The sequence below is a fragment of the Croceicoccus sp. Ery15 genome, from assembly GCF_020985305.1.
Taxonomy (GTDB): domain Bacteria; phylum Pseudomonadota; class Alphaproteobacteria; order Sphingomonadales; family Sphingomonadaceae; genus Croceicoccus.
In genome coordinates this window covers 2,459,352-2,483,790 of record NZ_CP087588.1, presented here as the reverse complement: position 1 = coordinate 2,483,790, position 24,439 = coordinate 2,459,352, and the positions used below count along the sequence as shown (strand labels likewise).

At 61.8% G+C, this 24,439-nt stretch carries 20 protein-coding genes, 1 tRNA gene and 1 pseudogene; 15 read left to right on the top strand and 7 right to left on the bottom strand.

Annotated features, from left to right (window positions below):
- Nucleotides 1-38 precede the first annotated feature (38 nt).
- The 3 genes from istA (LOZ77_RS12125) to LOZ77_RS12115 all read left to right on the top strand — a co-directional run bounded on the left by istA (LOZ77_RS12125) (nucleotide 39) and on the right by LOZ77_RS12115 (nucleotide 3,231).
- Entirely contained in the window at nucleotides 39-1,529 is a 1,491-nt protein-coding gene (gene istA, locus LOZ77_RS12125; protein ID WP_081261070.1) for an IS21 family transposase, read from the top strand.
- A complete protein-coding gene (gene istB, locus LOZ77_RS12120) occupies nucleotides 1,526-2,293 on the top strand; it encodes an IS21-like element helper ATPase IstB (protein ID WP_048578302.1) in 768 nt (255 codons plus the stop codon). The genes istA (LOZ77_RS12125) and istB (LOZ77_RS12120) overlap by 4 nt, the downstream gene beginning before the upstream one ends.
- A 98-nt stretch (nucleotides 2,294-2,391) precedes the next feature.
- Nucleotides 2,392-3,231 (top strand): IS1380 family transposase, encoded by an 840-nt coding sequence (locus tag LOZ77_RS12115; protein ID WP_370638006.1) that lies wholly within the window; start codon nucleotides 2,392-2,394, stop codon nucleotides 3,229-3,231.
- 185 nt (nucleotides 3,232-3,416) lie between these two features.
- Here LOZ77_RS12115 and LOZ77_RS12110 read toward each other — a convergent pair whose 3' ends face one another.
- Together LOZ77_RS12110 and LOZ77_RS12105 are read right to left on the bottom strand one after the other, a co-directional pair.
- On the bottom strand, nucleotides 3,417-4,088 hold the full coding sequence (locus tag LOZ77_RS12110) for a hypothetical protein (RefSeq protein ID WP_230279331.1): 672 nt from the start codon (nucleotides 4,086-4,088) through the stop codon (nucleotides 3,417-3,419).
- Nucleotides 4,089-4,183: 95 nt separating this feature from the next.
- Entirely contained in the window at nucleotides 4,184-5,287 is a 1,104-nt protein-coding gene (locus tag LOZ77_RS12105; protein WP_230279330.1) for a Fic family protein, read from the bottom strand.
- Nucleotides 5,288-5,759: 472 nt separating this feature from the next.
- On the opposite strand from LOZ77_RS12105, the gene LOZ77_RS12100 reads away from it, so the two are divergent.
- The 5 genes from LOZ77_RS12100 (at nucleotide 5,760) to LOZ77_RS12080 (ending at nucleotide 11,040) form a co-directional block, all read left to right on the top strand.
- Nucleotides 5,760-5,951 carry an AlpA family transcriptional regulator gene (locus LOZ77_RS12100; protein ID WP_087910441.1) on the top strand — a complete coding sequence of 64 codons (192 nt, stop codon included), beginning with the start codon at nucleotides 5,760-5,762 and terminating at the stop codon, nucleotides 5,949-5,951.
- 42 nt (nucleotides 5,952-5,993) lie between these two features.
- Entirely contained in the window at nucleotides 5,994-6,509 is a 516-nt protein-coding gene (locus LOZ77_RS12095; RefSeq protein WP_230279329.1) for a hypothetical protein, read from the top strand.
- A gap of 135 nt (nucleotides 6,510-6,644) precedes the next feature.
- Complete coding sequence (locus LOZ77_RS12090) at nucleotides 6,645-7,085, top strand: hypothetical protein (RefSeq protein ID WP_230279328.1); 441 nt, start codon at nucleotides 6,645-6,647, stop codon at nucleotides 7,083-7,085.
- A 142-nt stretch (nucleotides 7,086-7,227) separates the two neighbouring features.
- Nucleotides 7,228-9,975: a MobF family relaxase gene (gene mobF / locus LOZ77_RS12085; RefSeq protein WP_230279327.1), complete on the top strand. Its 2,748-nt coding sequence runs from the start codon at nucleotides 7,228-7,230 to the stop codon at nucleotides 9,973-9,975.
- Between the two features lie 222 nt (nucleotides 9,976-10,197).
- Nucleotides 10,198-11,040: an ArdC family protein gene (locus tag LOZ77_RS12080; RefSeq protein WP_230279326.1), complete on the top strand. Its 843-nt coding sequence runs from the start codon at nucleotides 10,198-10,200 to the stop codon at nucleotides 11,038-11,040.
- Between the two features lie 109 nt (nucleotides 11,041-11,149).
- Here LOZ77_RS12080 and istB (LOZ77_RS12075) read toward each other — a convergent pair whose 3' ends face one another.
- The 4 genes and pseudogenes from istB (LOZ77_RS12075) to LOZ77_RS12060 form a co-directional block, all read right to left on the bottom strand.
- Nucleotides 11,150-11,917, bottom strand: a complete 768-nt coding sequence (gene istB / locus LOZ77_RS12075) for an IS21-like element helper ATPase IstB (protein ID WP_048578302.1) — start codon at nucleotides 11,915-11,917, stop codon at nucleotides 11,150-11,152.
- Nucleotides 11,914-13,056 (bottom strand): annotated as a pseudogene (istA, locus tag LOZ77_RS12070) (IS21 family transposase); the annotation flags it as partial. The pseudogene istA (LOZ77_RS12070) and the gene istB (LOZ77_RS12075), both read right to left, overlap by 4 nt.
- Nucleotides 13,057-13,068: 12 nt before the next feature.
- Nucleotides 13,069-14,271 (bottom strand): integrase arm-type DNA-binding domain-containing protein, encoded by a 1,203-nt coding sequence (locus LOZ77_RS12065; RefSeq protein ID WP_230279325.1) that lies wholly within the window; start codon nucleotides 14,269-14,271, stop codon nucleotides 13,069-13,071.
- A 177-nt stretch (nucleotides 14,272-14,448) separates the two neighbouring features.
- Nucleotides 14,449-14,535, bottom strand: a tRNA-Leu gene (locus LOZ77_RS12060).
- Between the two features lie 273 nt (nucleotides 14,536-14,808).
- Between LOZ77_RS12060 and LOZ77_RS12055 the strand changes: the two genes are divergently transcribed.
- The gene (locus LOZ77_RS12055) at nucleotides 14,809-16,146 is read left to right on the top strand and encodes an acetyl-CoA hydrolase/transferase family protein (protein WP_230279324.1); all 1,338 of its coding nucleotides are present in this window, start codon (nucleotides 14,809-14,811) and stop codon (nucleotides 16,144-16,146) included.
- Between the two features lie 233 nt (nucleotides 16,147-16,379).
- Complete coding sequence (locus LOZ77_RS12050; protein WP_230279323.1) at nucleotides 16,380-17,219, top strand: phosphatase PAP2 family protein; 840 nt, start codon at nucleotides 16,380-16,382, stop codon at nucleotides 17,217-17,219.
- Nucleotides 17,220-17,228: 9 nt separating this feature from the next.
- On the opposite strand, the gene ald is transcribed toward LOZ77_RS12050, so the two are convergent.
- Nucleotides 17,229-18,356 (bottom strand): alanine dehydrogenase, encoded by a 1,128-nt coding sequence (gene ald, locus LOZ77_RS12045; protein ID WP_230279322.1) that lies wholly within the window; start codon nucleotides 18,354-18,356, stop codon nucleotides 17,229-17,231.
- Nucleotides 18,357-18,563: 207 nt separating this feature from the next.
- Here ald and serS point away from each other — a divergent pair, with 207 nt between their 5' ends.
- The 5 genes from serS to LOZ77_RS12020 all read left to right on the top strand — a co-directional run bounded on the left by serS (nucleotide 18,564) and on the right by LOZ77_RS12020 (nucleotide 24,437).
- A complete protein-coding gene (gene serS / locus LOZ77_RS12040; protein ID WP_230279321.1) occupies nucleotides 18,564-19,856 on the top strand; it encodes a serine--tRNA ligase in 1,293 nt (430 codons plus the stop codon).
- Nucleotides 19,856-20,632 carry a 5'/3'-nucleotidase SurE gene (surE, locus tag LOZ77_RS12035; protein WP_230279320.1) on the top strand — a complete coding sequence of 259 codons (777 nt, stop codon included), beginning with the start codon at nucleotides 19,856-19,858 and terminating at the stop codon, nucleotides 20,630-20,632. Before serS ends, surE begins: the two co-directional genes overlap by 1 nt.
- On the top strand, nucleotides 20,622-21,722 hold the full coding sequence (locus LOZ77_RS12030) for a TrkA family potassium uptake protein (protein WP_230279319.1): 1,101 nt from the start codon (nucleotides 20,622-20,624) through the stop codon (nucleotides 21,720-21,722). Before surE ends, LOZ77_RS12030 begins: the two co-directional genes overlap by 11 nt.
- A gap of 178 nt (nucleotides 21,723-21,900) precedes the next feature.
- Nucleotides 21,901-23,940 (top strand): TadE/TadG family type IV pilus assembly protein, encoded by a 2,040-nt coding sequence (locus LOZ77_RS12025; protein WP_230279318.1) that lies wholly within the window; start codon nucleotides 21,901-21,903, stop codon nucleotides 23,938-23,940.
- The gene (locus tag LOZ77_RS12020; protein ID WP_230279317.1) at nucleotides 23,937-24,437 is read left to right on the top strand and encodes a TadE/TadG family type IV pilus assembly protein; all 501 of its coding nucleotides are present in this window, start codon (nucleotides 23,937-23,939) and stop codon (nucleotides 24,435-24,437) included. The genes LOZ77_RS12025 and LOZ77_RS12020 overlap by 4 nt, the downstream gene beginning before the upstream one ends.
- The last annotated feature ends 2 nt before the right edge of the window (nucleotides 24,438-24,439 follow it).

Genomic DNA, 24,439 nt, shown 5'->3' with positions numbered 1-24,439 from the left:
TTCGCGATGCTGGCGAGGAGGGATGAGGGATTTACACCGTGGAACTTTACCTGAAGGTTCGTCTTGCCTGCGCGGGCGGCATGAGCGCCCGGGCGGCAGCGAAGCATTTCAACATATCGCGCGACACGGTCCGCAAGATGCTGTCGTATTCCGAGCCGCCCGGTTACCGTCGCAGCGCCCCGGTGCGGCGACCGAAGCTGGAAGCGTTCATACCGATCATCGACGGCTGGCTGGATGGGGACCGGTCGGTCCCGCGCAAGCAGCGCCATACGGCGAAGCGTGTGTTCGATCGCCTTCGCGAAGAGCATGGCTTCACCGGAGGCTACACGATCATCAAGGATTACATCCGGGATCGGGATCAGCGCAGCCGGGAGATGTTCGTGCCGCTGGCACACGCACCCGGCCATGGGCAGGCAGATTTTGGAGAAGCTCTGGTCGAGATCGGCGGGGTGGAGCAGAAGGCGCACTTCTTCGTGCTCGATCTGCCGCACAGCGACGCCTGCTACGTACGCGCCTATCCGGCTGCCGTTGCCGAGGCCTGGATGGACGGCCATGTCCACGCCTTTGCGTTCTTCGGCGCGGTGCCGCTGTCGATCGTCTACGACAACGACCGCTGCCTGGTCTCGAAGATCCTGCCTGACGGGACGCGGCTGCGCGCGAGGCTGTTCAGCGCCTTCCTGTCGCACTACCTGATCCGTGATCGTTACGGCCGCCCCGGCAAGGGTAACGATAAGGGCGGCGTTGAAGGCCTTGTCGGCTATTGCCGGCGCAACTTCATGGTGCCGATCCCCCGGTTCCCGACATGGGAGGCGTTCAACCTGTGGCTCGAGGAGCAATGCCGCAAACGGCAGAACGACCGGCTGCGGGGCGAGAGTGAGACGATTGGCGAGAGGCTGCGGCGCGATCTGGCGGCGATGCAGGAACTGCCGGCTTCCCCCTTCGAGGCCTGTGACCAGACCAGCGGCCAGGTCTCATCGCAGGCGCTGGTGCGTTACCGGACCAACGATTACTCGGTGCCGGTGCGCTTCGGCCACCAGGAGGTGTGGATCAGGGGCTATGTCGACGAGGTGGTGATCGGTTGCCGGGGCGAGATCATTGCCCGCCATGTGCGCAGCTACGAGCGCGAGGATGTGATCTTCGATCCGATCCATTACCTTCCCCTGATCGAACAGAAGATCAATGCCCTCGATCAGGCCGCACCATTGCAGGGCTGGGACCTGCCCGAGGTATTTACAACGCTGCGCCGGCTGATGGAGACGCGCATGGGCAAGCATGGCCGGCGCGAATATGTGCAGGTACTGCGCCTGCTGGAGAGCTTCGCTCTGGCCGATCTGCATGGCGCGGTGAAGCAGGCCCTTGATATGGGCGCGATCGGCTTCGATGCGGTGAAGCATCTCCTGTTATGCCGGGTGGAGCGCCGCCCGCCCCGACTGGACATGGCGATCTATCCCTACCTGCCCAGGGCCAGAGTGGAGACAACATCGGCGCGCTCGTACATGCGGCTGTTGACCGGCGGAGCAGCGGCATGAGCAGCCAAGCTCCCGAACTGCTGCTCGCCAGCCACCTCAAGACGCTCAAGCTGCCAACCTTCCTGCGCGAGCATGACAAGCTGGCCCGGCAATGCGCAGCAGAGGGCGTAGATCATGTCCGCTACCTTGCTCGGCTTGTCGAACTGGAACTGATCGACCGGGAACGCCGGATGGTCGAGCGCCGGATCAAGGCCGCGCGGTTCCCGGCCGCCAAGAGCCTCGACAGCTTCGACTTTGCCGCCATTCCGAAGCTCAACAAGATGCAGGTGCTCGAACTGGCGCGTTGTGACTGGATTACCCGTCGCGAGAACGTCATCGCCCTTGGCCCGTCGGGGACCGGCAAGACCCATGTCGCGATCGGTCTTGGCCTGGCGGCCTGCCAGAAGGGCCTGACGGTCGGGTTCATCACTGCTTCCGCGCTGGTCAGCGAGATGATGGAGGCACGCGACGAACGCCGCCTACTGCGCTTACACAAGCAGATGACCGGCTATAAGCTTCTCATCATCGATGAGCTGGGGTTCGTGCCCCTCTCCAAAACCGGCGCGGAACTGCTGTTCGAGCTGATCTCACAGCGCTACGAACGCGGCTCGACGCTGATCACCAGCAACCTGCCGTTCGACGAATGGACCGAGACGTTCGGTTCCGAGCGCCTGACAGGCGCGCTCCTCGACCGGCTCACCCACCACGTCAGCATCCTCGAGATGAACGGCGAGAGCTATCGCCTGGCCCAGAGCCAGGCACGCAAAGCACGTCCCAACCCCTGACAGAAACGGCAATCCGGGTGTTGGCGACCCCCGCTCGGGCTACGCCCTCCCGGCGCTCGCCAACACCCGGATCAAGTGGCCTGGTTTTGCTCCGCCCAATGGACGACTTTTACGCCGCCGTTGACATCCTGCCGATTCATGTCTACGACACCGCCACCGGTCGGCCGGTGGCAATGCTGCTGCGCACCGGCAAGACACCGTCGGGCGCCGAAGCTGCCGGCCACATCCGGCGCCTGATGCGCCATCTGCGTCGGCACTGGCCTGAGACGCACATCACCATCCGCGGCGACGGGCACTATGGCCGGCCCGAGGTCATGGCCTTGTGCGAGGCGGCCGGCGTCGATTACGTGTTCGGCCTGCCAACCAACGCCGCGCTGCGTGCTGATCCCGAAATCGTCGTTGCCGCCGATGCCTGCGCGGTTAAACGGGCTCAGCGCCAATATCCGGTCCTGCGAGGCTATGCCGAGACCCGCTACGGCGCCAAAAGCTGGAAATGCCAGCGCCGCGTTGTCGCCCGGATTGAGGCCAGCACGCTGGGCATGGACATTCGCTATGTCGTCACCTCGCTGACCGAAGGCTCGGCCGAGCACATCTACGACACGCTGTACTGCGCCCGCGGTCAGGCCGAGAACCTGATCAAGCGCCACAAGAGCCAGCTCGCCAGCGATCGCACCTCGTGCCGCTCGGCGGGCGCCAACCAGATGCGCCTCATCCTGCACACCGCCGCATACTGGCTCCTGTGGCGAATCCAGCAGGAAATCCCAAGAGCCACCGCACTCGCCACCGCCGAGTTCGCCACGCTGCGCCTGCGCCTGCTCAAGGTCGCTGCCCGCGTCATCGAAACCGCCACGCGTATCCGCGTCGCCTTCGCTTCGGCTTGCCCGGATGCCGGTGTGTTCAAGGCCATCACCACCAGTCTGCGACCAGCGCCCACATAGCAAGAGCGGCGGTGCCGCCGAACCCCTGAGCCCCAGTCCATCAACCTCGAAAAGCCCATTGCTCCTGCCGCGGTGAAAAACGCCGGTGGAGGCGTGCGCCTTGATCAATCAGGCACCGCCACATCGCCGTCCGAACAACACGAAGCGGTAGCCTCATGAATAGGACGGGCTAGACCGATCGACGATTAGATTGGCCTAGCTGGCTTCCCCGACGCCCAGCCGAGATATAGCGGCTTACTTGTTTGGGTTTTCGCCAGATACAGACGGCCCGGTTCTGCCTCGATCCCGAGCAGCCAGCAGAATGCTGCGAATGCGTCGAACCACTTTCGCGTCGGCGAGAACGAATGGACTATCATGGCCGCTGCATCAGCCTTGTATCTGTCCGCTTCGATTAATGCCGAAACTGTGCGGTGGAGAAGCTGGTAATGGATAGTGCCGGGGATGCTGGCTGCATCGAGACCTAGCGAGCTTGCGAGGTAGGAGAGCCTCTCAATTTTTCCCGGCGAGGCATTCCTAAGCCAGTCGGTCAGCTGGCGATCGAAGGATTCATCGACTTTCCCTTCGATCATGACTGCCACGGTAGAAGGGCCAGCTCTGACGAAGGCAAAAATGTCATTCTGGCTTTCGCCTCGCGATGATCCAGGGAGGGCGACTTTGTGCTCCGGAAGGGCAAAGAGCAACCTGGGTGCGGGCGCAATCGTTTCGAGCAAAGCACCGACCTCGGTGGGTATTCCGCGCGCGTCTTCCCAGCACTCGGCCAAGGACTTGGCGGAGTAACCATCCCGCCATTGTTTGTCTGGCTCCGCGAGGAACTTTCGCCAAGCGTCCGCTCCTTCCGTGGGCACATAGAACGGCATTTGCTTGCCTCCTCGCGGTATACGGATTGCAGCGATTTATCCCGCAATTCCGGAAATCGCGAATTTGCGGGATAAAACCAGATTGTTCAGTTTGCTCACTCTGCCTCTGGCTCCCGATCCACGAACAGGGCAACCAGCGGCTGATTGATGTAGTAATTGTTGCGACCTTCGCGGTGCTTGAACAGCATTCCGCTTTCGGCGAGTTCATCGAGATATTTGGTCGCTGTGGGTCGAGAGACCCCAATCTCCTCCTGGACGAATTCGATGCGCGTGTACGGGTGGCGGAAGAGATTGTTGAGCAGGTCCTGTGAGTAGATTTTCGGGTGCTCGGTGCGCATCCTTCGCTTCGTCTCGGCCATCAGACCGCGGATCGCTTCGACCAACCGTAAGGTTTCAATGGCAGTCTCCTCCACGCCCTTGAGCATGTAGAGAAGCCACTCTTCCCATTCACCGGTTTCACGTACGACCTGGAGCAGGCGATAGTACTCTCCCTTGTTCTGGGTGATGTATCGGCTGAGGTAAAGGATTGGGATATCGAGCAGCCCGCAGCGTGTGAGATAGAGCACGTTGATGATGCGCCCGATGCGCCCATTCCCGTCAGGAAAAGGGTGGATGCTTTCAAACTGGTGATGGATGATTGCCATCCGAGTCAAAGGGTCGAGATCGACCCCATCACCGTCCTCATTGATGAACTTTTCCAGCGCCCCCATTTCATCGCGAACTTCCTTCGCATCCTGAGGCGGAATGTAGACGAGCGCGCCCGTTCCCTCGTTCTTGAGGGCGGTGCCCGGTGTTTCGCGGAAGGTTCCATCGGTCTTCTTGAGAATGCGGAAGATGGCGATGAGCATGTTGTTTGTGAGCAATCCGTCGAGACGCCGTTGCTCGTCGTATCCGTACCGCAGCGCGTCCCGATATCGGGCTACTTCCTTTGCCGCAGGTGATCCCGCACTTTCGGGGAATGCATTGAGCTGGAAGAGCTCATCTTGCGTCGTGACGATGTTCTCAATTTCGGAACTCGCCTTTGCTTCTTGAAGCGACAGCGTGTCGATCAGAATGCCCTGATTGGGAATGGTTGCGGCGCGGCCTTTAAGCTCGGCAAGGAAGCGATGCGCGCGCGCAAGTGCCTTCAGAACGCTGGGCGTTTCAGTGAGGCCGGGGGGCGGCAGGTCTGGAATGGCGTAGGTCGGTTTGAGGGCCACAGATCGTCTCATGCAAAGAATATGCGGCAAGACTTATCACGATTGCTGAATGTGTAAAGATTTTTCGATTTTCTTTGCATGTCTGCATCAACGTGCAAAGCGAAAGCACGTTTGCTTGTCATTTCGGCTCAAGCTGCGATTCGCCCGAAAACCGGTCTCGCGCTGCACCAAGACCGTAGATTCGGACCTGCATTGGCCCGGAGCGGACACCAGCGGGAAAAATTCTTTCAGTCCCGCACTGTCCATAGCGATCCAACATCGTCCACCCGCCAATGCGGAACAGCGTTTGATCTCTTTTTGTTCTTTCCTACAGCATTGCGATTCGCATAGCTTGGTCAGCGTCACCTAAGCCAAGGGTGGCGCTGTGTTGGAACTCTGATTGCACGATCTGCAACGGCAAACTGAAAGCAACCCATCGTCGCGAGGGGACAAGCGGCAACGGTGACAGAACCTTGAAGCAAAGGAGTCTGTCGTGCCGAATACTGAACTACTCACCTGCCATGAGGTCATGCGCCTCACGGGCATTCGCAGCCGGACAACGATCTGGCGACGCATCCGCCGGGGTGCCTTTCCTCATCCGATAGACATAGGCGGCGGACGTATCCGCTGGCGTTCCACTGACATCGAAGAGTGGATCGAGGCCCTCCCCCTGCGCAGCTATTGACCCCTCCAATGCGGGCAATGTCCCGCAGAAAGCCAATCCCCCATGTCTATCCTTTCCCTGATCAACGCGGCCCTGCAGAAGCATGGCTGGCTGATCGCTCGCCTTCCTAGCGACGACGAAGAACGTGCGGCCCAGCTCGTCGAATTGCTCGTTGAAGACAATGCCGATGGGCGCGCCCGTCGCCACACATTGCATCCCTGGCTCTGGTACGAGCGCCCGGTCCGCGAGCGGTTCGAGGGACAAGATTGTTGCCTCACTGTCGAGGGCCCGATTTACAGGAGCCGGGACGGAACCGGGTATCCCCTTGGCAGTCAGCTTCGTACCGAATTCGGGTGGCTTGACCTCACGCCAGAAGAGACCAACGCGATCGCAGATGAGGTTCGGTCCGCGATCGACCTGACCCTGCTTCGCTGGTTCACGCGCCCCGATATGGCGGATCGCCAGTTGCCTTCACGCCAGTCCCGCGAACGGTATTTCGACGACGATGTCGCCCGCAATCTGATCCTGTCTGCGACGCCTCCAACGGCAAGCATGGAGCAAGACGCACATGCCAATTGACCGGAGAATGACGGGAGAAGGAAAGGGCCACGATACTGCGTATCGGACCCGTAATTTTCAAACACACCCCACGCACGTGTGCATCGTGGAATTCTGCGGTTTCTGGAGCGCGCGGATAGCGCGCTCGCTCAGGCAATGCGTTCAGACCCTCGCAATTCTGCCATTTCCGGAGCGCGCTTCGAGCGCGCGCTGGAGGTGGTGATGGCGAGCTATGTCAAGCGCACCATCCGCCTCAATCCTTCGCAGGCACGGTCGTTGTCCGGCATCGCCGACCGGCGCGGATTGTCGGAGTATGCGATGCTCCTGAAAGTGATCGACGCGGGCTTTCTTTCGGTCCTGCACGGCACCGACAAGGAAACCGATCTCGCCGAACTGGCGCGCGAAATCGGGGCGATATCGGAGCGCCTCGCCGAGGCCGAACGGGTGCTCGACCGCACCCTGTTCACCGCCTGTGCGGCCTACGCTTACGCCCGCCATGCCGCGCTGGGCACGAAGAAATCCGACGAGACAATTGCAGCCGAAGCGCGCGCCGCATTCGAGCGCCAGCGCTCGCTCGCTCTGGAGATTGAGCCATGACCATGGGAGTAGATTTTGTCACCCGGCGCGGCGAGCCTCGTCAGCCCGGTTACGTGCCAGGTGATCCGGCAGGCACACTGTGGAGCCGGGTCAGCGAAATCGCGAAAGGCGCCGAGCCCAATGCCAAACCGGGACCCGTCTGATGGTCGCTTCGGTCTCGGCCCTGTCGAATGCCGGTCAGGCCGCCAGCTATTACGAAGCCGACGATTACTACGCCGAAGGCGGCATGGCTCCTTCCGAATGGTTTGGCGAGGCAGCGGATAAACTGGGCCTGTCGGGCGAGGTCGATCGCGAGAAGTTTGCCGAACTGCTCGAAGGCCGGATTGCCGGACAGCAACTGGGCACCGCGCGTGATGGCAAGGTCGAACACCGGCCTGGCTGGGACATCACCCTGTCCGCTCCCAAGTCGGTCTCGATCATGGCCGAGGTTGCCGGAGACAAGCGGCTGGTCAAGGCACATGGCGCGGCGGTGAAAGTGGCTCTGGCCCATGTCGAAGAGCACATGGCGGCAACGCGGATTAGGCAAGGCGGCGAGGTCCGGCGCGAGGCGACGGGCAATCTCGCCATTGCCACCTTCCGCCATGCAACAAGCCGTGCGCAAGACCCGCAGCTTCACACCCACGGCGTGATCCTCAACGCGACGCAGGACAAGGACGGCAACTGGCGCAGTCTGGAGCCTCGCGCCTTCTACCAGTTGCAGAAAGAAATTGGCGCGGTCTACCGGCAGGAGCTGGCACACGGCGTTGCTGCGCTGGGTTATCGGATCGAAGCAGGCAAGAACTCGCTCTTCGAGATCGCGGGCGTTCCTGAGAAGGCTATAGATGCGCTGAGCCAGCGCACAGCAGCCATCGATGCCCGGCTTGCCGAACGCGGCACGAACCGCGAGCAAGCGAGTGCCGCTGAAAAGCAGATCGCCGCGCTCGATACGCGCGAGGCCAAGACCTGTGCGGATCATCGCAGTTTGCGGGCCGACTGGCGGGCGACTTCCGATTCCAACGGGTTCGACAAGGCGGCACGAGACAGGCTGATCGGTGAAGCGAGAGAGCGGGCACGGAGCAGCGAAGCAACCGCCAGTCCGGAATTGCTGGCGCGGCAGGCGGTGGCCTGGGCCGCTGCCAAGCTGTCCGAGCGAGAGGCTGTATTCTCGGCCAGCACGCTGGCGCGCGAGGCCGGGGACTTTGCCTTCGGCAAGGCCGGGCACGATGCAATCAGCGCAGCGATTGCCGAATCCGGAGAACGCGGCGAGCTTGTCCCGCGCACTTTCCTTGACCGACGTGGGGCGGAGTTTGCCGGGTTCACGACGCCGCAGGCCATCGAGACCGAGCGCGCCATGTTGCGGCTTGAGCAAGCCGGGCGCGGCATGGCGCAATCGCTCGCCACGCCGGTAGCAGCAGCACGGATGATTGAGCGCGCTGCACGGCAGTCAGCCCGATCCGGCTATGCCTGGACCGAGGACCAGAAGCGCGCGACCGCAGACCTGCTCACTTCGCGCGACCGCGTTGCCGCCGTCCAGGGCTACGCCGGGACCGCCAAAACCACCACAGTTCTCGCCACCTACGCGCGCGAGGCACGGCGTCACGGACTTGCGGTTACAGCTCTTGCACCAACCGCATCGGCAGCGACCGTGCTGGGCGAAGCGCTTGGCCTGCGTGGCGATACCGTGGCGCGGCATTTACTCGCACCCGAGGCGAAGATAGCGGGCAAGGACACCGTCTGGATCGTCGATGAAGCCTCGATGCTATCGGCGCACGATATGGCGAAACTCATGACCCGCGCCGACAAGGCCGGAGCCCGGCTCGTTCTGGTCGGCGACGTCAAGCAGCTGGGGTCGGTCGGCGCAGGTGCAGCCTTCGCGCAGTTGCAGCAGGCAGGCATGGCGACCGCGAAGCTTGCCGAGGTGGTTCGGCAAACTAATGCCGACACACGCGATGCCGTCATGGCCTCGATCGAGGGCCATGCAGGCAAGGCCCTGGCCGCGCTGGAACGTGGCGGTGGCAAGGTGATCGAGGGCGCAACGCCGGACGAGCGCCTTGGAGCGATGGCCCGGCATTATCTGGCGTTGCCGGTCTCACAGCGAGGACGAACGCTCGTGATCGAACCATCGCGCGAGGGCCGGGACAGGCTCACTGCCATGATCCGCGCGAAGTTGACCGAGCGCGGCGAGCTGTCGGCGGATGCCGTCCGTTTCCACGCGCTTGAAGCGAAAGGCATCACCCGTGCCGAGGCACGCGAGGCAGCAAGCTATGCCATCGGCGATATCGTCCGGTTCAGCCGTGCCTATGCCGCCAAGGGCGTGCGCCGGGGTGAGAGCTTCGCAATTTCCGCTGTCGATCCTGTGGACGGGCGCATTGCCCTAGAGGGGCGCGATGGACGGTCGCTGGACTGGCATCCCCGGCAGTGGGGTGCAGGCAAAGCCGAGGTGTTTGAGCCGAAACCGATGGAACTGCGCACCGGCGACCGCGTACAGTTCATCCGCAACGACCGCGAGGCCGGGCGGGTCAATGGCCTTGCCGGGACCGTCACCCGCATCGATTCCGACCGTGGTCGGGCGACAGTAAAGCTCGCCAATGGGCGCGAGCAGAAGCTCGATCTGTCACATCCTCGCGACACCCATTTGCGTCACGCCTATGTCCAGACTGCACACACCGCGCAGGGCCAGACCGCCGAACGGGTCCTGATCCACGCCGACAGCCGCTCCACCAATCTGGTCGATCAAAAGATGCTCTATGTCGCGCTGTCACGCGCCAAGGCAGAGGCCGTGGTTGTCACCGACGATAAAGACCGGCTTGTCCGCGCGATCTACGAACGCGCAGGCGAGAAGCAGACGGCTACGACCGCGAGCACTCCTGAGGCCGGAAAATCAAAAGCGATGGGTGCCGGGTTGGGATGATCGAATAGCCTCGGCAATCGCAGACCATGGCGTCCTTCGTCCTGCCGTTGGAATGAACTGCTCCTCTTCGACAGGCCGTGACGGGCGGGATCAACAGCCTGCCCGCTCCATTCGGGCTGAAGCCCTCCCGTGTTGCCTGTTTCGCGTAACCGCTGACCCGCCCGGCCAATCCGGCCCGTCCCTTCATCCGCGTTACCAACGATTGGACGAAGGACTTTCACCATGGCCAGCACCACAACTGCCAGCATCTACGATACGATCACCAACCAGATCATCGCCGTCCTTGAACGCGGCACGGATACATTCTCTTTCCCCTGGCATCGCAGCACCGCGCCGCTTTCGCGCCCCATGAATGCGGCGACTGGGAAGGCCTATCGCGGCGTCAACGTACTCGCCCTTTGGGCCAGCGCCGAAGCGCAGGACTTCGGGCTTGGTCTCTGGGCGACCTATCGCCAGTGGCAGTCACTTGGCGCTCAGGTCCGCAAGGGCGAAAAGGCTTCTCCCATCGTGTTCTACAAGGTCTTCGACAATCGCGATGACGATCAGACCGAGGAAAGAGACAGCTCGACCCGCATCTTTGCGCAGGCGTCGCACGTGTTTAACGCCAGCCAGGTCGAAGGATACGCCCTGCCCGAGGTGCTGGACGGCGAAAACTTCGACCCTATCCCGCAAGCGGACAGCTTCATTGCGGGCACAGGTGTCTGCGTGCGCATCCATGGCGACAGCGCCCATTACACCCCTTCTACCGACACAATCACCATGCCAGACCGCGAGCGCTTCTTCGCTACCGCCAGCGGCAGCGCGGCGCAGAACTGGTACGCCACTTTGCTGCACGAACTCGTCCATTGGTCTGGCGCTGATCACCGCCTTGCGCGAACGTTTGGGAAACGGTTCGGTGACAATGCCTATGCCATGGAAGAACTGGTGGCCGAGCTTGGTTCAGCCTTCCTTTGCGGCGATCTTGGCCTTTCCACCAGCCCGCGCCCCGATCACGCCAACTACCTCGCCAGCTGGCTCAAGGTGCTTAAGGCTGACAACCGGGCAATCTTGTCAACGGCGGCGTAAAAGTCGTCCATTGGGCGGAGCAAAACCAGGCCACTTGATCCGGGTGTTGGCGAGCGCCGGGAGGGCGTAGCCCGAGCGGGGGTCGCCAACACCCGGATTGCCGTTTCTGTCAGGGGTTGGGACGTGCTTTGCGTGCCTGGCTCTGGGCCAGGCGATAGCTCTCGCCGTTCATCTCGAGGATGCTGACGTGGTGGGTGAGCCGGTCGAGGAGCGCGCCTGTCAGGCGCTCGGAACCGAACGTCTCGGTCCATTCGTCGAACGGCAGGTTGCTGGTGATCAGCGTCGAGCCGCGTTCGTAGCGCTGTGAGATCAGCTCGAACAGCAGTTCCGCGCCGGTTTTGGAGAGGGGCACGAACCCCAGCTCATCGATGATGAGAAGCTTATAGCCGGTCATCTGCTTGTGTAAGCGCAGTAGGCGGCGTTCGTCGCGTGCCTCCATCATCTCGCTGACCAGCGCGGAAGCAGTGATGAACCCGACCGTCAGGCCCTTCTGGCAGGCCGCCAGGCCAAGACCGATCGCGACATGGGTCTTGCCGGTCCCCGACGGGCCAAGGGCGATGACGTTCTCGCGACGGGTAATCCAGTCACAACGCGCCAGTTCGAGCACCTGCATCTTGTTGAGCTTCGGAATGGCGGCAAAGTCGAAGCTGTCGAGGCTCTTGGCGGCCGGGAACCGCGCGGCCTTGATCCGGCGCTCGACCATCCGGCGTTCCCGGTCGATCAGTTCCAGTTCGACAAGCCGAGCAAGGTAGCGGACATGATCTACGCCCTCTGCTGCGCATTGCCGGGCCAGCTTGTCATGCTCGCGCAGGAAGGTTGGCAGCTTGAGCGTCTTGAGGTGGCTGGCGAGCAGCAGTTCGGGAGCTTGGCTGCTCATGCCGCTGCTCCGCCGGTCAACAGCCGCATGTACGAGCGCGCCGATGTTGTCTCCACTCTGGCCCTGGGCAGGTAGGGATAGATCGCCATGTCCAGTCGGGGCGGGCGGCGCTCCACCCGGCATAACAGGAGATGCTTCACCGCATCGAAGCCGATCGCGCCCATATCAAGGGCCTGCTTCACCGCGCCATGCAGATCGGCCAGAGCGAAGCTCTCCAGCAGGCGCAGTACCTGCACATATTCGCGCCGGCCATGCTTGCCCATGCGCGTCTCCATCAGCCGGCGCAGCGTTGTAAATACCTCGGGCAGGTCCCAGCCCTGCAATGGTGCGGCCTGATCGAGGGCATTGATCTTCTGTTCGATCAGGGGAAGGTAATGGATCGGATCGAAGATCACATCCTCGCGCTCGTAGCTGCGCACATGGCGGGCAATGATCTCGCCCCGGCAACCGATCACCACCTCGTCGACATAGCCCCTGATCCACACCTCCTGGTGGCCGAAGCGCACCGGCACCGAGTAATCGTTGGTCCGGTAACGCACCAGCGCCTGCGATGAGACCTGGCCGCTGGTCTGGTCACAGGCCTCGAAGGGGGAAGCCGGCAGTTCCTGCATCGCCGCCAGATCGCGCCGCAGCCTCTCGCCAATCGTCTCACTCTCGCCCCGCAGCCGGTCGTTCTGCCGTTTGCGGCATTGCTCCTCGAGCCACAGGTTGAACGCCTCCCATGTCGGGAACCGGGGGATCGGCACCATGAAGTTGCGCCGGCAATAGCCGACAAGGCCTTCAACGCCGCCCTTATCGTTACCCTTGCCGGGGCGGCCGTAACGATCACGGATCAGGTAGTGCGACAGGAAGGCGCTGAACAGCCTCGCGCGCAGCCGCGTCCCGTCAGGCAGGATCTTCGAGACCAGGCAGCGGTCGTTGTCGTAGACGATCGACAGCGGCACCGCGCCGAAGAACGCAAAGGCGTGGACATGGCCGTCCATCCAGGCCTCGGCAACGGCAGCCGGATAGGCGCGTACGTAGCAGGCGTCGCTGTGCGGCAGATCGAGCACGAAGAAGTGCGCCTTCTGCTCCACCCCGCCGATCTCGACCAGAGCTTCTCCAAAATCTGCCTGCCCATGGCCGGGTGCGTGTGCCATATCACGCGGCGGTCAGCGGCTCGCTTCGCGTTGTCGAAGCTCATCAAGATAGTCGCTCCACCATTGCGCCATCTTCACGCGTTCATCCCAGTAGTTCCCGCGATTATAGACGCCGCGAATAGCGTTGCTGTCGCCATGGGCGAGAGCGCGCTCGATGGCGTCGGGATGCCAGAGGCCGCTCTCATTGAGCATTGTCGATGCGGTCGAGCGCAAGCCATGTGCCGTCACTTCGTCCTTGGTGAACCCCATACGTCGAAATGCCGCATTGATCGTATTCTCGCTCATTGGACGCTGGCGCGTATGGAACGCTGGGAAAATGTAGCCCTTGCCGCCGGTGATCGATTTTAGGTCTTGAAGCAGTTCCAGCACCTGGCATGATAGCGGCACCACATGGGTCCGACGCGCCTTCATTTTGCCTTCCGGAATTGTCCAGGTGGCCTTGTCCCAATCGATCTCGTTCCACTCGCCATGGCGAAGCTCACCTGGTCGCACAAAAACATGGGGTGCAATCTTCAATGCGAATTTCGTTGCCGGGTAGCATTCGAAATCATCGATGGCGCGAAGTAGCCCGCCCAACTTCTCAGGCTCAAGGATCGCCGCGTAGTGCCGCGCCCTGGGCGTGACCAGAGCGCTCTGCAAGATCGATGTCGGATCGATTTGGCACTGACCAAGCGCGGCCCCATACCGGAACACCCGACTTGCGAAGGATCGGCATTTCTTCGCGGTTTCGAGATTGCCTTTCGCTTCGAGTTTCTTGAGCGCCGCCAGCATCAACTGCGGATCGACGTCGTTGATTGGCATATTGCCGATTGCGGGCTTGAGCAGTTCGAGGAACCAGCGCGCCTTGCACAGCGTGGCCTCCGCCCGACCTTCCGGTACCATCTTCTCATCGATGTACTTGTTGGCGATGACCTCGAAGGTGTTTTCCGCACCTAGCTTGATCCTGGCCTTCTTGCGCTTGCGCTCCAGCATCGGATCGATGCCATCGGAAACCTTGAGCCGAGCTCGGTCGCGAAGCTGGCGCGCTTGCGACAAGCTTACCTCTGGAAATGCGCCGATAGGCAGCTTCTTTTCCTTCCCATCAAAGCGGTACTTGAAATACCAGAGCTTGGAGCCGTTGGGCTTCACCAGAAGCAGCAGCCCACGCGAGTCGTATTTCTTGTAAGACTTGTCGGCAGCCCGGAAGCCTTTGATTTCCTGCACATTGAGGCTCATTTGGGGGCCTCACTTTCGTGCGATTTGGGGGCTTTTGACCTGGAGCCCCCAGCCGAGGCCCCCAGAGACGTTGGAACAAAGGGGAACAAAACAAGACCTCGCTTTCTGCGCTAGAGGTCAAGAATGGCAGAATTCCGCCATTTCTGCAATGTTTTGGAACGTTCTGATGAGAACAAATGGTGCCCAGAAGAGGACTCGAACCTCCACGCCCTTGCGAGCGCCGCCACCTGAAGACGGTGCGTCTACCAATTCCGCCATCTGGGCACTTTTGCGATACGGCCAGTGTGCCGCTTCGCAGGTAGGAGCGCGCAACTAGGGCGCGGTCTGATTCGTGTCAATGGCCTCAGACGGAAAATCGATGTGAAAATGATCTATTCCTTGCGTCCCTCTTGGCCCCTGTCCGCAAATCGTCCCAAAGAGCTTGAAAATGACCATTGTGCGGTGATCGTAATTACACAGGTTTGACAGGTCCACGGGCAGACCGTCTGCTTCGGACCTGGGATGTCCGATCATAAGGGGCACCGGAACGGAGAGCATATGTCGAAGGCCGCATTGCAACAGCTGTATTCGCAAAAGCGGGTCTGCGCCGACGACGCAGCAGCGCGGATCGCATCGGGCGCCCGGATTGCCATGCCGATAGGTTGTGGTCAGCCGCCCGCAATTCTGAACGCACTGGCAAATCGCGCAAGGGCTGGCGGCAGCGATGTCATCTGCGACGTGCGGTTTTACTATCTTCTATGCACGGGGATCGCAGGTCAGACGATCTTCGACTTCGACTTGCGTGCCCAGTTCGTCCCGATGAGCTATTTTCACGGCGGAGTGGAACGCGCGCTCGACCGGGTATTGCAATCGTCGGCCATGCCCGCGGTCGATGTCATGCCCTGCAATTTCAGCCAGGTTCCGCGGTCGATGATCGAACATGTGGGCGTGGACACGCTGATCGCTACGGTTTCGACCATGGATGCGGATGGCAATTTCAGCCTTGGCACCAGTGCGGATTATTCGATTCGTGTCGCGCGCAAGGCCGGAATAAGGATCGTGGTCGAGGTGAATCCCAACATGCCCTATGTCAGGGGCGACTGCCTGATCCCCCTGTCGGATATTGACGTGCTGGTCGAAAATGACAGTGCAATGCCGGTGGTGCCGCCTGCACCACGAACCGCCACCGACGACAAGATTGGCGCCATCATCGCCGGGTTGGTCGACGACGGCGATTGCCTACAGATGGGGATCGGCGCCCTTCCCGATGCGGTGTGCGAGGGATTGGCGGGTCATCGCCGGCTTGGCATCCATACCGAAATGATGACACCGGGGCTGGCAGGCCTCGTCCGCAGCGGTGTTGTCGACAATTCGGCCAAGCAAACGCATGCTGGGCGCAGCATTTACTCCTTCGCGCTGGGGGACCAACCTCTATACGATTTCCTCTCCGACAACCCCGCGGTAGAGGCCCATGGCGTCGACTATACCAACGATCCGGCCATTATTGCGCGAAACGACAATGTGGTCTCGGTCAATGCCACCCTGCAGGTCGATCTGGGCGGCGCGTGCAATTCCGAATTCATGCGTGGACGGCAATTCAGCGGCACGGGCGGGCAACTGGATTTCGTGCGCGGCGCCTATGCTTCACGCGGTGGCCGTTCGATCATTGCTTGCCATTCGACTGCTGCCAAAGGATCGATATCGCGCATTACCGCACGGCTGGACGGGCCGACCACCACGCCCCGCACCGATACACATATTGTCGTGACCGAATATGGCTGGGTCGAATTGAAGGGCAAATCGGCAGCGCAGCGCGCAAAGGCGCTTATCAGCATTGCCCATCCAGATTTTCGAGAGGATCTTTCCCGCGCCGCGCATGAGGCAGGGCTGAACTGAACGGCGTGATCTCAGAACCCCGCTACCAAAGCACAGCCGCTGATTCGCAACAGATACTGTTCCATTTCGGGACGGTATTCCCTCGGGTGTTTGGGTCATCGCCCATCCCTGCAATGCCTGATGTTTAATAATTCTGTAACATTCAGGGCCATCAGACACAGTCAGCAGCTTTCTTGTTTGCGTATAGCTGAAGGCCTTAACGGCGCACGGATCGCGCCGAAGGGGGCGTGCAGATGTCTATACGCGAACTTGATATACTTCTGCTTCACGCGATCAATGGTCTGGCAGGACAATCGATCTTTCTCGACCTTGCGATCAGCAAGTTCGCATTGTTGAATTCTTTCAAAACATTGCCGCTGATCATGTGCATTGTCTGGCTGTGGTTCCGGCAAACATCGGCAGGCAAACAGAGCAGATACCGGAACGGGCTGGCCTGCGCATTGATCGGGATGTTCGTCGCGCTGGTCTTCAGCCGCCTCTGCCAGAACATCATGCCGCAAATTCCCCGCCCCATCCACACACCCGGGCTGGACATCATCCTGCCAACCGGCAGCGATCCGAATGTTCTGCACGGCTGGAGCTCGTTTCCCAGCGATCACGCTGCCGTGGCGTTTGCGATAGCATTTGGCATTGCGCGCCAGTCACGGCCGTGGGGCCTTTTTGCGCTGGCATGGGCAGCCTTCGTCATCTGCTTGCCGCGCATCTATATCGGCTATCACTACCCCAGCGATATCGTCATGGGCGCATTGATCGGCATTGCCAGCGTCTGGATTGTCGCTCGGCTGATACCCGAACCCTTGCGCGCGCTATCGACACTGTTCGAAAAGCCGCTGGGAAAGCCCGCCTTCTACGCCGCCAGCTTCGCCATGCTGTTCTGGATCACGACGATGTTCAACGACATAAGACAGGCATCGAGCGGGCTGTATGAATATGTCTTCGATGAAAAGGGCGAGACCATGCTGGCGCAAGCCTCAGCCACCCGCGACCCGCCGGTCGGGGGCGCCCGTCCTGCCAGAGATACAGCTGCACTAGGCGATGCACCTCCGGTCGGGGAATCGGGGCCCCTTCACTAGGCGCAGCGTTCAAGCCAGCACTTCACCCGTGGCCGCATAATCATAGCCCAGCTCTTCGGCCACAGCTCGATAGGTGACGCGGCCTGCGTGCACGTTCAGCCCTTCCGCCAGATGGGGGTCGCTGCGCAGTGCGTCTTTCCAGTCGCCCGCGTCGAATGCCGCCGCGATGCGCAGCGCATGGGGCAGTGTCACATTGTTCAGCGCATAGGTACTGGTGCGCGAAACCGCGCCCGGCATGTTGGCGACGCAATAATGCACGATCTCGTCGATCACGAAGGTCGGATCGTCATGCGTGGTGGGATGCGAGGTTTCGAAACAGCCGCCCTGATCGATGGCGACATCGACCAGCACCGCGCCCTTTTTCATGTCTTTCAGCATCGCGCGGCTGACCAGCTTGGGCGCGGCAGCGCCGGGGATCAGCACCGCGCCGATGACCAGATCGGCATCGGCGACGACTTCGGCCAGATTGGCCTTGTTCGAAAAGCGGGTCTTGGCGCGGCTTTCGAAATAAAGGCCCAGCCGTTCCAGCTGTTCGGGGCTGCGGTCGAGGATGGTGACATCCGCGCCCAGACCCACAGCCATTTGCGCCGCGTTCCAGCCGACGACTCCGCCGCCGATCACCGCCACCTTGCCCGGCGCCACTCCCGGAACGCCGCCCAGCAGCACACCGCGCCCGCCGTGCGCCTTTTCCAGCGCGGTCGCGCCTGCCTGCACGCTCATGCGGCCGGCCACCTGGCTCATCGGTTTCAACAAGGGAAGCGCGCCGCCCGCGCCGGTCACCGTTTCATAGGCGATGGCCGTCGCGCCGGATTTCACCAGATCGGCGGTCTGCGCCGGATCGGGCGCAAGGTGCAGATAGGTATAAAGGATTTGCCCCTCGCGCAGCATGGCGCGTTCCACCGCCTGCGGTTCCTTGACCTTTACCACCATGTCGCAGCGGGCGAATATGTCTTCGGGTCCGTCGGTGATGGTCGCGCCTGCCGCGATATAGGCGGCATCGTCCGCGCCGATGCCCAGTCCGCCGCCGCTTTCGACCAGCACTTCGTGGCCATGGGCGACAAGTTCGGTCACGCTTTCGGGGGTCAGGCCGATACGATATTCATGGTTCTTGATTTCACGCGGGGTGCCGATGCGCATGGGATGCTCCGTTGCCGTCGGAAAGGATTGATATGGCCCTTCGTTAAACCCGAAACGGCCTGCGGATCGACAGGTTTCCGCGCGTTTTCGCGAATGTTGTCGAGATTCCCGCGATCCGGCTTTCGGGCGGTTACCGCGCAGCATTTGCGCGCAAGATTTTTTCCCCACTGGACAGGGCGGACCCGCTTTGGCCATAGCCGCGACCATATGCACGACATCCGCCTTGTACGGGACAATCCCGAAGCCTTTGACGCCGCCCTTATAAAGCGCGGGGCCGCGCCCGCATCGGCCAGCCTGCTTGCGCTGGACGAGGATCGGCGCGCGCTGCAAACCCGCGCACAGGAAGGGCAGAACCGCCGGAACGAGGCCTCGAAGGCGATCGGCAAGGCGATGGGCCAAGGCGACAGTGCCACTGCCGAGGCACTGAAGGCCGAAGTGGCGACGATAAAGGACACGCTTCCCGCGCTGGAGGTCGAGGCCAAGGAGAAATCCGACGCGCTCGACGCCATGCTGGCGGCCCTGCCAAACCTCACCGCCGATGGCGTGCCCGATGGCGCGGACGAGGAATCGAATGTCGAGATCGCCCGTTGGGGCACGCCGCGGGCGTTCGATTTCGAACCGAAGGAGCATGCCGATTTCGGCCCCGCGCTCGGCCTCGATTTCGAGACGGCGGCGGCGATCAGCGGCGCGCGCTTTACCTTTATGCGCGGGCAAATGGCGCGGCTGAACCGTGCGCTGGGCGCGTTCATGCTCGACATGCAGGGCGCGGCGGGCTTCGTGGAGTGCAACCCGCCGCTGCTGGTGCGCGACGAAGCTGCGTTCGGCACGGGGCAATTGCCGAAGTTCGAGGAGGATCTGTTCAGGACGACCGATGCTCGCTGGCTGATCCCCACCGCCGAAGTCAGTCTGACCAATGCCGTGCGCGATCAAATCCTCTCGCACGACCAGCTTCCCATGAAGCTCACCGCCCTCACCCCCTGCTTCCGCAGCGAGGCGGGATCGGCGGGGCGCGATACGCGCGGGTTGATCCGCCAGCACCAGTTCGAAAAGGTCGAGCTGGTCGCCATCACCGCGCCCGAACAATCGGAGCAGATGCACGAGGATATGACCCGCGCCGCCGAGGCCGTGCTGGAGGCGCTGGACCTGCCCTATCGCAAAATGCTGCTGTGCGCGGGCGACATGGGGTTCAGCGCGCGCAAGACCTATGACCTTGAAGTCTGGCTTCCGGGGCAGAATGCCTATCGCGAGATCAGCTCGATCTCGAACTGCGGGGATTTTCAGGCGCGCCGGATGAAGGCGCGGTTCAAGCCCCTCGATGAAAACGGCAAGCCTTCGAAAAAGACCGAATTCGTCCATACGCTGAACGGATCGGGACTTGCCGTGGGCCGCACGCTTGTCGCAATCCTCGAAAACTATCAGGAACAGGACGGGTCCGTCACCATTCCCAAGGCATTGCACCCCTATACGGGCGGCCTCACCAAATTGGAGCCTGCCGATTAATGCGTATCCTGCTGACCAATGACGACGGCATCCACGCCCCCGGCCTCGACGTGCTGGAGGCGATCGCCCGCGAACTTTCCGACGATATCTGGATCTGCGCCCCGTCAGAGGAAATGTCGGGCGCGGGCCATTCGCTTACCCTCACCCGTCCCGTGCGGTTGAGGAAGCATGGCGAAAAGCACTTTTCGGTTACCGGCACGCCGACCGATGCGGTGACCATGGGCCTGCGCAAGGTGATGCCGGAAAAACCCGACCTGATCCTGTCCGGCGTCAATCGCGGGGCGAATCTGGCCGATGACATCACCTATTCCGGCACCGTTTCCGCCGCGCTGGAGGGTGCGCTGGCAGGCGTACGCTCGATCGCGCTCAGCCAGGTTTACAGCCACGAAGCTGCGGGCGAGAACGTGTCCTTCTCTGCCGCGCAGCATTGGGGGGCAAAGGTGTTGCGCCCGCTGCTCGACATGGAATTTTCCGAACGCACGCTGATCAACATCAACTTTCCCGCCATCGCGGCAGACGATGTGCGCGGCATCCGCACCGTGCGTCAGGGCTTCCACGACTACGGTCGCGGCACGCTGGTCGAAAGCACCGATCCGCGCGGTTTTCCCTATTTCTGGTTCGGGCTGGAATCGATCGAACACACCCCCGGCCACGAAACCGATCTGGAAGCGGTGCAGGACGGCTATATCTCGGTCACCCCGCTTCAGCTCGACCTGACACATTATGCATCGCTCGACCGGTTGGCCAGCCGCTTTGCGGATGCCAATGGCGGCTGAGGACGGCCTTTTCCAAAAGGCCTTGCCCGAAGCCAAGGCAAGGCGCCGCCGCCGCGAACGGCTGCGGCTGCACCGCCCGTTGCGCCGCCGCGTAAAAGTGCCCGTTTGGGCCGATGTGTTCCTGCGGCTGGGCGCGGCGCTGGCGCTGGTCTTCATGGTGGTCCTGATCCACTGGTGGGACCGCACGGGCCTGGTCGACAATGTCGACGGCCATGTCAGCTTCCTCGACGTGGTCTATTTCACAATGATCTCGATCACCACCACCGGTTTTGGCGACATCGCCCCCGTGTCCGACAAGGCGCGGATGGTGGAGGCGATCATCGTGACTCCGATCCGCTTTGCCGTCATCTTTATTTTCGTCGGCGCCGCCTATAATTTCGTTATCAAGAGAAGCTGGGAGAAGTTCCGCATGGCCCGTATCCAGCAAAGGCTGACCGATCACTATGTCGTGCTGGGCTTCGGCGTATCGGGATCGGAATCGGTGGCAGAGCTGATCGCGCGCGGCTGCGATCCCGAATGTATCGTCGTAATGGACACCAGCGAGGAACGTCTGGCACTGGCCGAGCGGCTGGGCTGCAACGTGATAGAGGCGGATGCCACGCGCGACGATTCGCTGCGTGACGTGCGGATCGATCAGGCCGCGACCGTGCTAGTCAGCGCGGGGCGCGACGATGCCTCAATCCTGATCGTGCTAACCGTCCGCCATCTTGCGCCCAAGGTGCCAATTACCGTGGTGATCCGCGCGGCCGACAACGAGCTGCTGGCGAAACAGGCGGGCGCGACCAATGTGATCAATCCGGTGCGGATGACAGGGCTTTTGCTGGCGGGATCGGCCAGCGGCATGCATGTCGCCGACTACCTCGCCGATCTCGCCTCCGTTTCGGGCCGCGTGCAACTGATCGAGCGGGAGGCGAAGCCCGAGGATATCGGCAAGCCGCTGCGCCATCTGGGCACGGGGAGCATCGGCGTGCGCCTCTATCGGCAGGGCCGCGCCATCGGTTACTGGGAGCCGGAGGCGGAGGCCGTGGAAAAAGGCGATATGATCGTAGTGATCCGCCCCACGCCCGACATGGGTGAAGGAGTCCTGTGATCCGCCCCTTCAGTATCCCGCAGCAGGATTTCGCCGCCAATTTCTGTTATTATTTCAACAGAAACTTCATTCTGTCATGTAATTAACAGCAATTGTCGGGAAATTTGTCTGAATTTCCGATCCGTTAACCATGTCCGGAAAGCATCCGGGAAATAATCCCGTTGTATTTCCCGCCACTATGAACTGGTCGCATTCCGCCAACACAATCCGCCGCTTCGTCGCTCGCCTTCGCGAGGATGCGAGCGCATCGGTCACCACCATCGTCGCGCTCAGCCTGCCGGTCGTGATCGGCGCGGTCGGCCTCGCCTTCGATCTCAACCGCGGTTACGGCCAGCGGGTGATGAACCAGCGCGTCGCCGATATGGCGGCGCTGACCACTGCGATGGAATATCAGCGCGACGATTCGGTCGATATAGACGCGGTCGCCAATGTGATCGCCATGGCCAACGGGCTGCAGGGCGCGACAGTCGATGCCGAATTGCTGGCCGACTTCCCGAACGAGGGTGAAAGCTCGATACAGGTCACCGTCTCGCGCGATGTGCCCTTTGCGCTTGCCTCGGTGCTCGGCTTTTCGGGCAGCTATACGGTTACTGCGGACAGCGCGGCTATCGTTTCGGCACAGGCCAGCTATGCCACGCCCTGCTTCCTCGCGCTCGATTCGGGCAAGGCGTCGCTGGTTGTGAATGGCGGTGCGTCGATCGTGGCGCCCAATTGCTCGGTCGCGGCCATTGGCGATCTGGACCAAAAGGGATCGTCTATCGCTGCCAGCGACATTATCTCGGGAAGCGGGGACATCACGCTCAACTCGGGCTCGCTCGTCGCCAATTCGCTGCGCTATGCGGGCAGCCTGAACGTGCCGCAGTGGAATAATGCGCTGCCCGGCCCGGACGACCGGCATAATGTGGCGACCGGCCTTGCCGATCCGTGGGAGAATAATGTCGAGCTGCTGGCAGCGATCGCGCAGATCGGCGATGCCGACCCGCTGCCCGCGCTGGCCGATCCGACGACGCCGACGGGCAGCGACTATACGTTTTCGTGGAGCCCCAGTTCGAACGCCTCGCCCTTCCGGCAGGGCACCAGCGGCAATTTCATCGTTCCGGCGGGCAATTACACCATCAAGAAGCTGACGGTGGGCGGCGGCAACAGCCTGACCTTTGCCTCAGGGTCGACCATCACTGTATCCAAGGGCGTATCGATCGGCGGCGGATCGACGGTCAATTTCGGGGACAGCGACGTCTATATCAACGGCGGGTTCGACAGCGGATCGAATGGTGTCACCTTCGGCAATGGCGTGCTGTGGATCGGTTCAGGCACGGTATCTTTCAAGGGCACCAATAAAAAGGGTGACGGCGACGTCATTATCAATGGCGACATGTCGCTGGGCGGCGGGCATTATTTCTCTGCCGGCAAAGGCAATCACAGCTTTAAATCGATCACGCTGGGCGGCGGCGGCAAGACGCTGCTGGGCGACGGCGATCTGACCGTGCTCGAAGGGATCAAGATCAACGGCAACAGCGAACTGAATGCGGGCGACGGCGAATATAACATCGGCGCCAGCAAGCAGGGCTATGCCATCAAGCTGGAAGGGAGCGCGCGCCTTTTCATGGGCGACGGTGCATTCTCGGCCCACGGAGACATCGACACGCAGGGCGGCAGCGCCATCGTGTTCGGCGAGACGAACAACCATTACATCACCGGCGATCTGAAAATCGCGGGATCGGCATTTTTCGGGCCGGGCCGCTACACCATCGACGGCGATTTCGAAAACGGCACCGGCGGCACTACCTGGCCGCAGACGTCCAGCCTGAACGGCGAGCAATATGGCAGCTGGGGCGCGGGCTATGACATGGCAGGCTATGACGTCAGCTTTATCGCATCGGGCACGCTGAAACTGGCGGGCGGCGCGAAAAGCAGGCTGCTGGCCGCCGCGCAATCGGTGCTGGGCGGCGAAATCGGGACCATGCTGTTCCATTCGGACACCACCAGCAAGGCCAGCTGGACCGGCGGATCGGGCAATATATTCGGCGGCGTCGTGCATATGCCCAATACCGAGGTGTCGATGACGGGCGGCAATTCCACCAGTGGCGGCGGCGCGTGCTTCATGCTGATCGCGGGCAAGATCAAGGCCGCGGGCGGTGCGGTCGCGGGCAGCGCCTGCGTCTCATCCGACGAAACCAGCAGCGGTTCGGGTAATACCACGGTAAAGCTGGTCAAATGAGCATGCTGAGAACCCTGCGCCGGATTCGTGACGACGAAAGCGGCAATGCCGCCGTCGAATTCGCGCTGTGGTCGGTCGGCCTGTTCTTTCTGGTCGCGGCGGGGCTGGATTTCGGCATGTATTATATCGCGCGCAGCCAGGTGGACGAATCGCTGTCGGCCACCGCGATCAGCGCGTTCGACCAGCGCAGCAATGTGCCCTTTACCAATTTGCCATCCTATGCCCGCGCGCTGGCCAGCGATGATACGCTGTCAGTCACGGTGCGCTGCAACGGGGTGGCGGGCGCCTGCACCAATATTTCGCGCGCATGCGCCTGCCTGAACGCCGATGCCAGCTTTACCGCACAGGCATGCGGCACCGTCTGCACGGCCAATGGCACCACCGCAGGCTATTATTTGACGCTGGATGCAACAACCAGCTTCAACTCGGTGATCGTGCCCGGACAGGCCGTGGGCAATGGCCAGATTTCGCGCAGCATCACGCTGCGACTGGAATGATC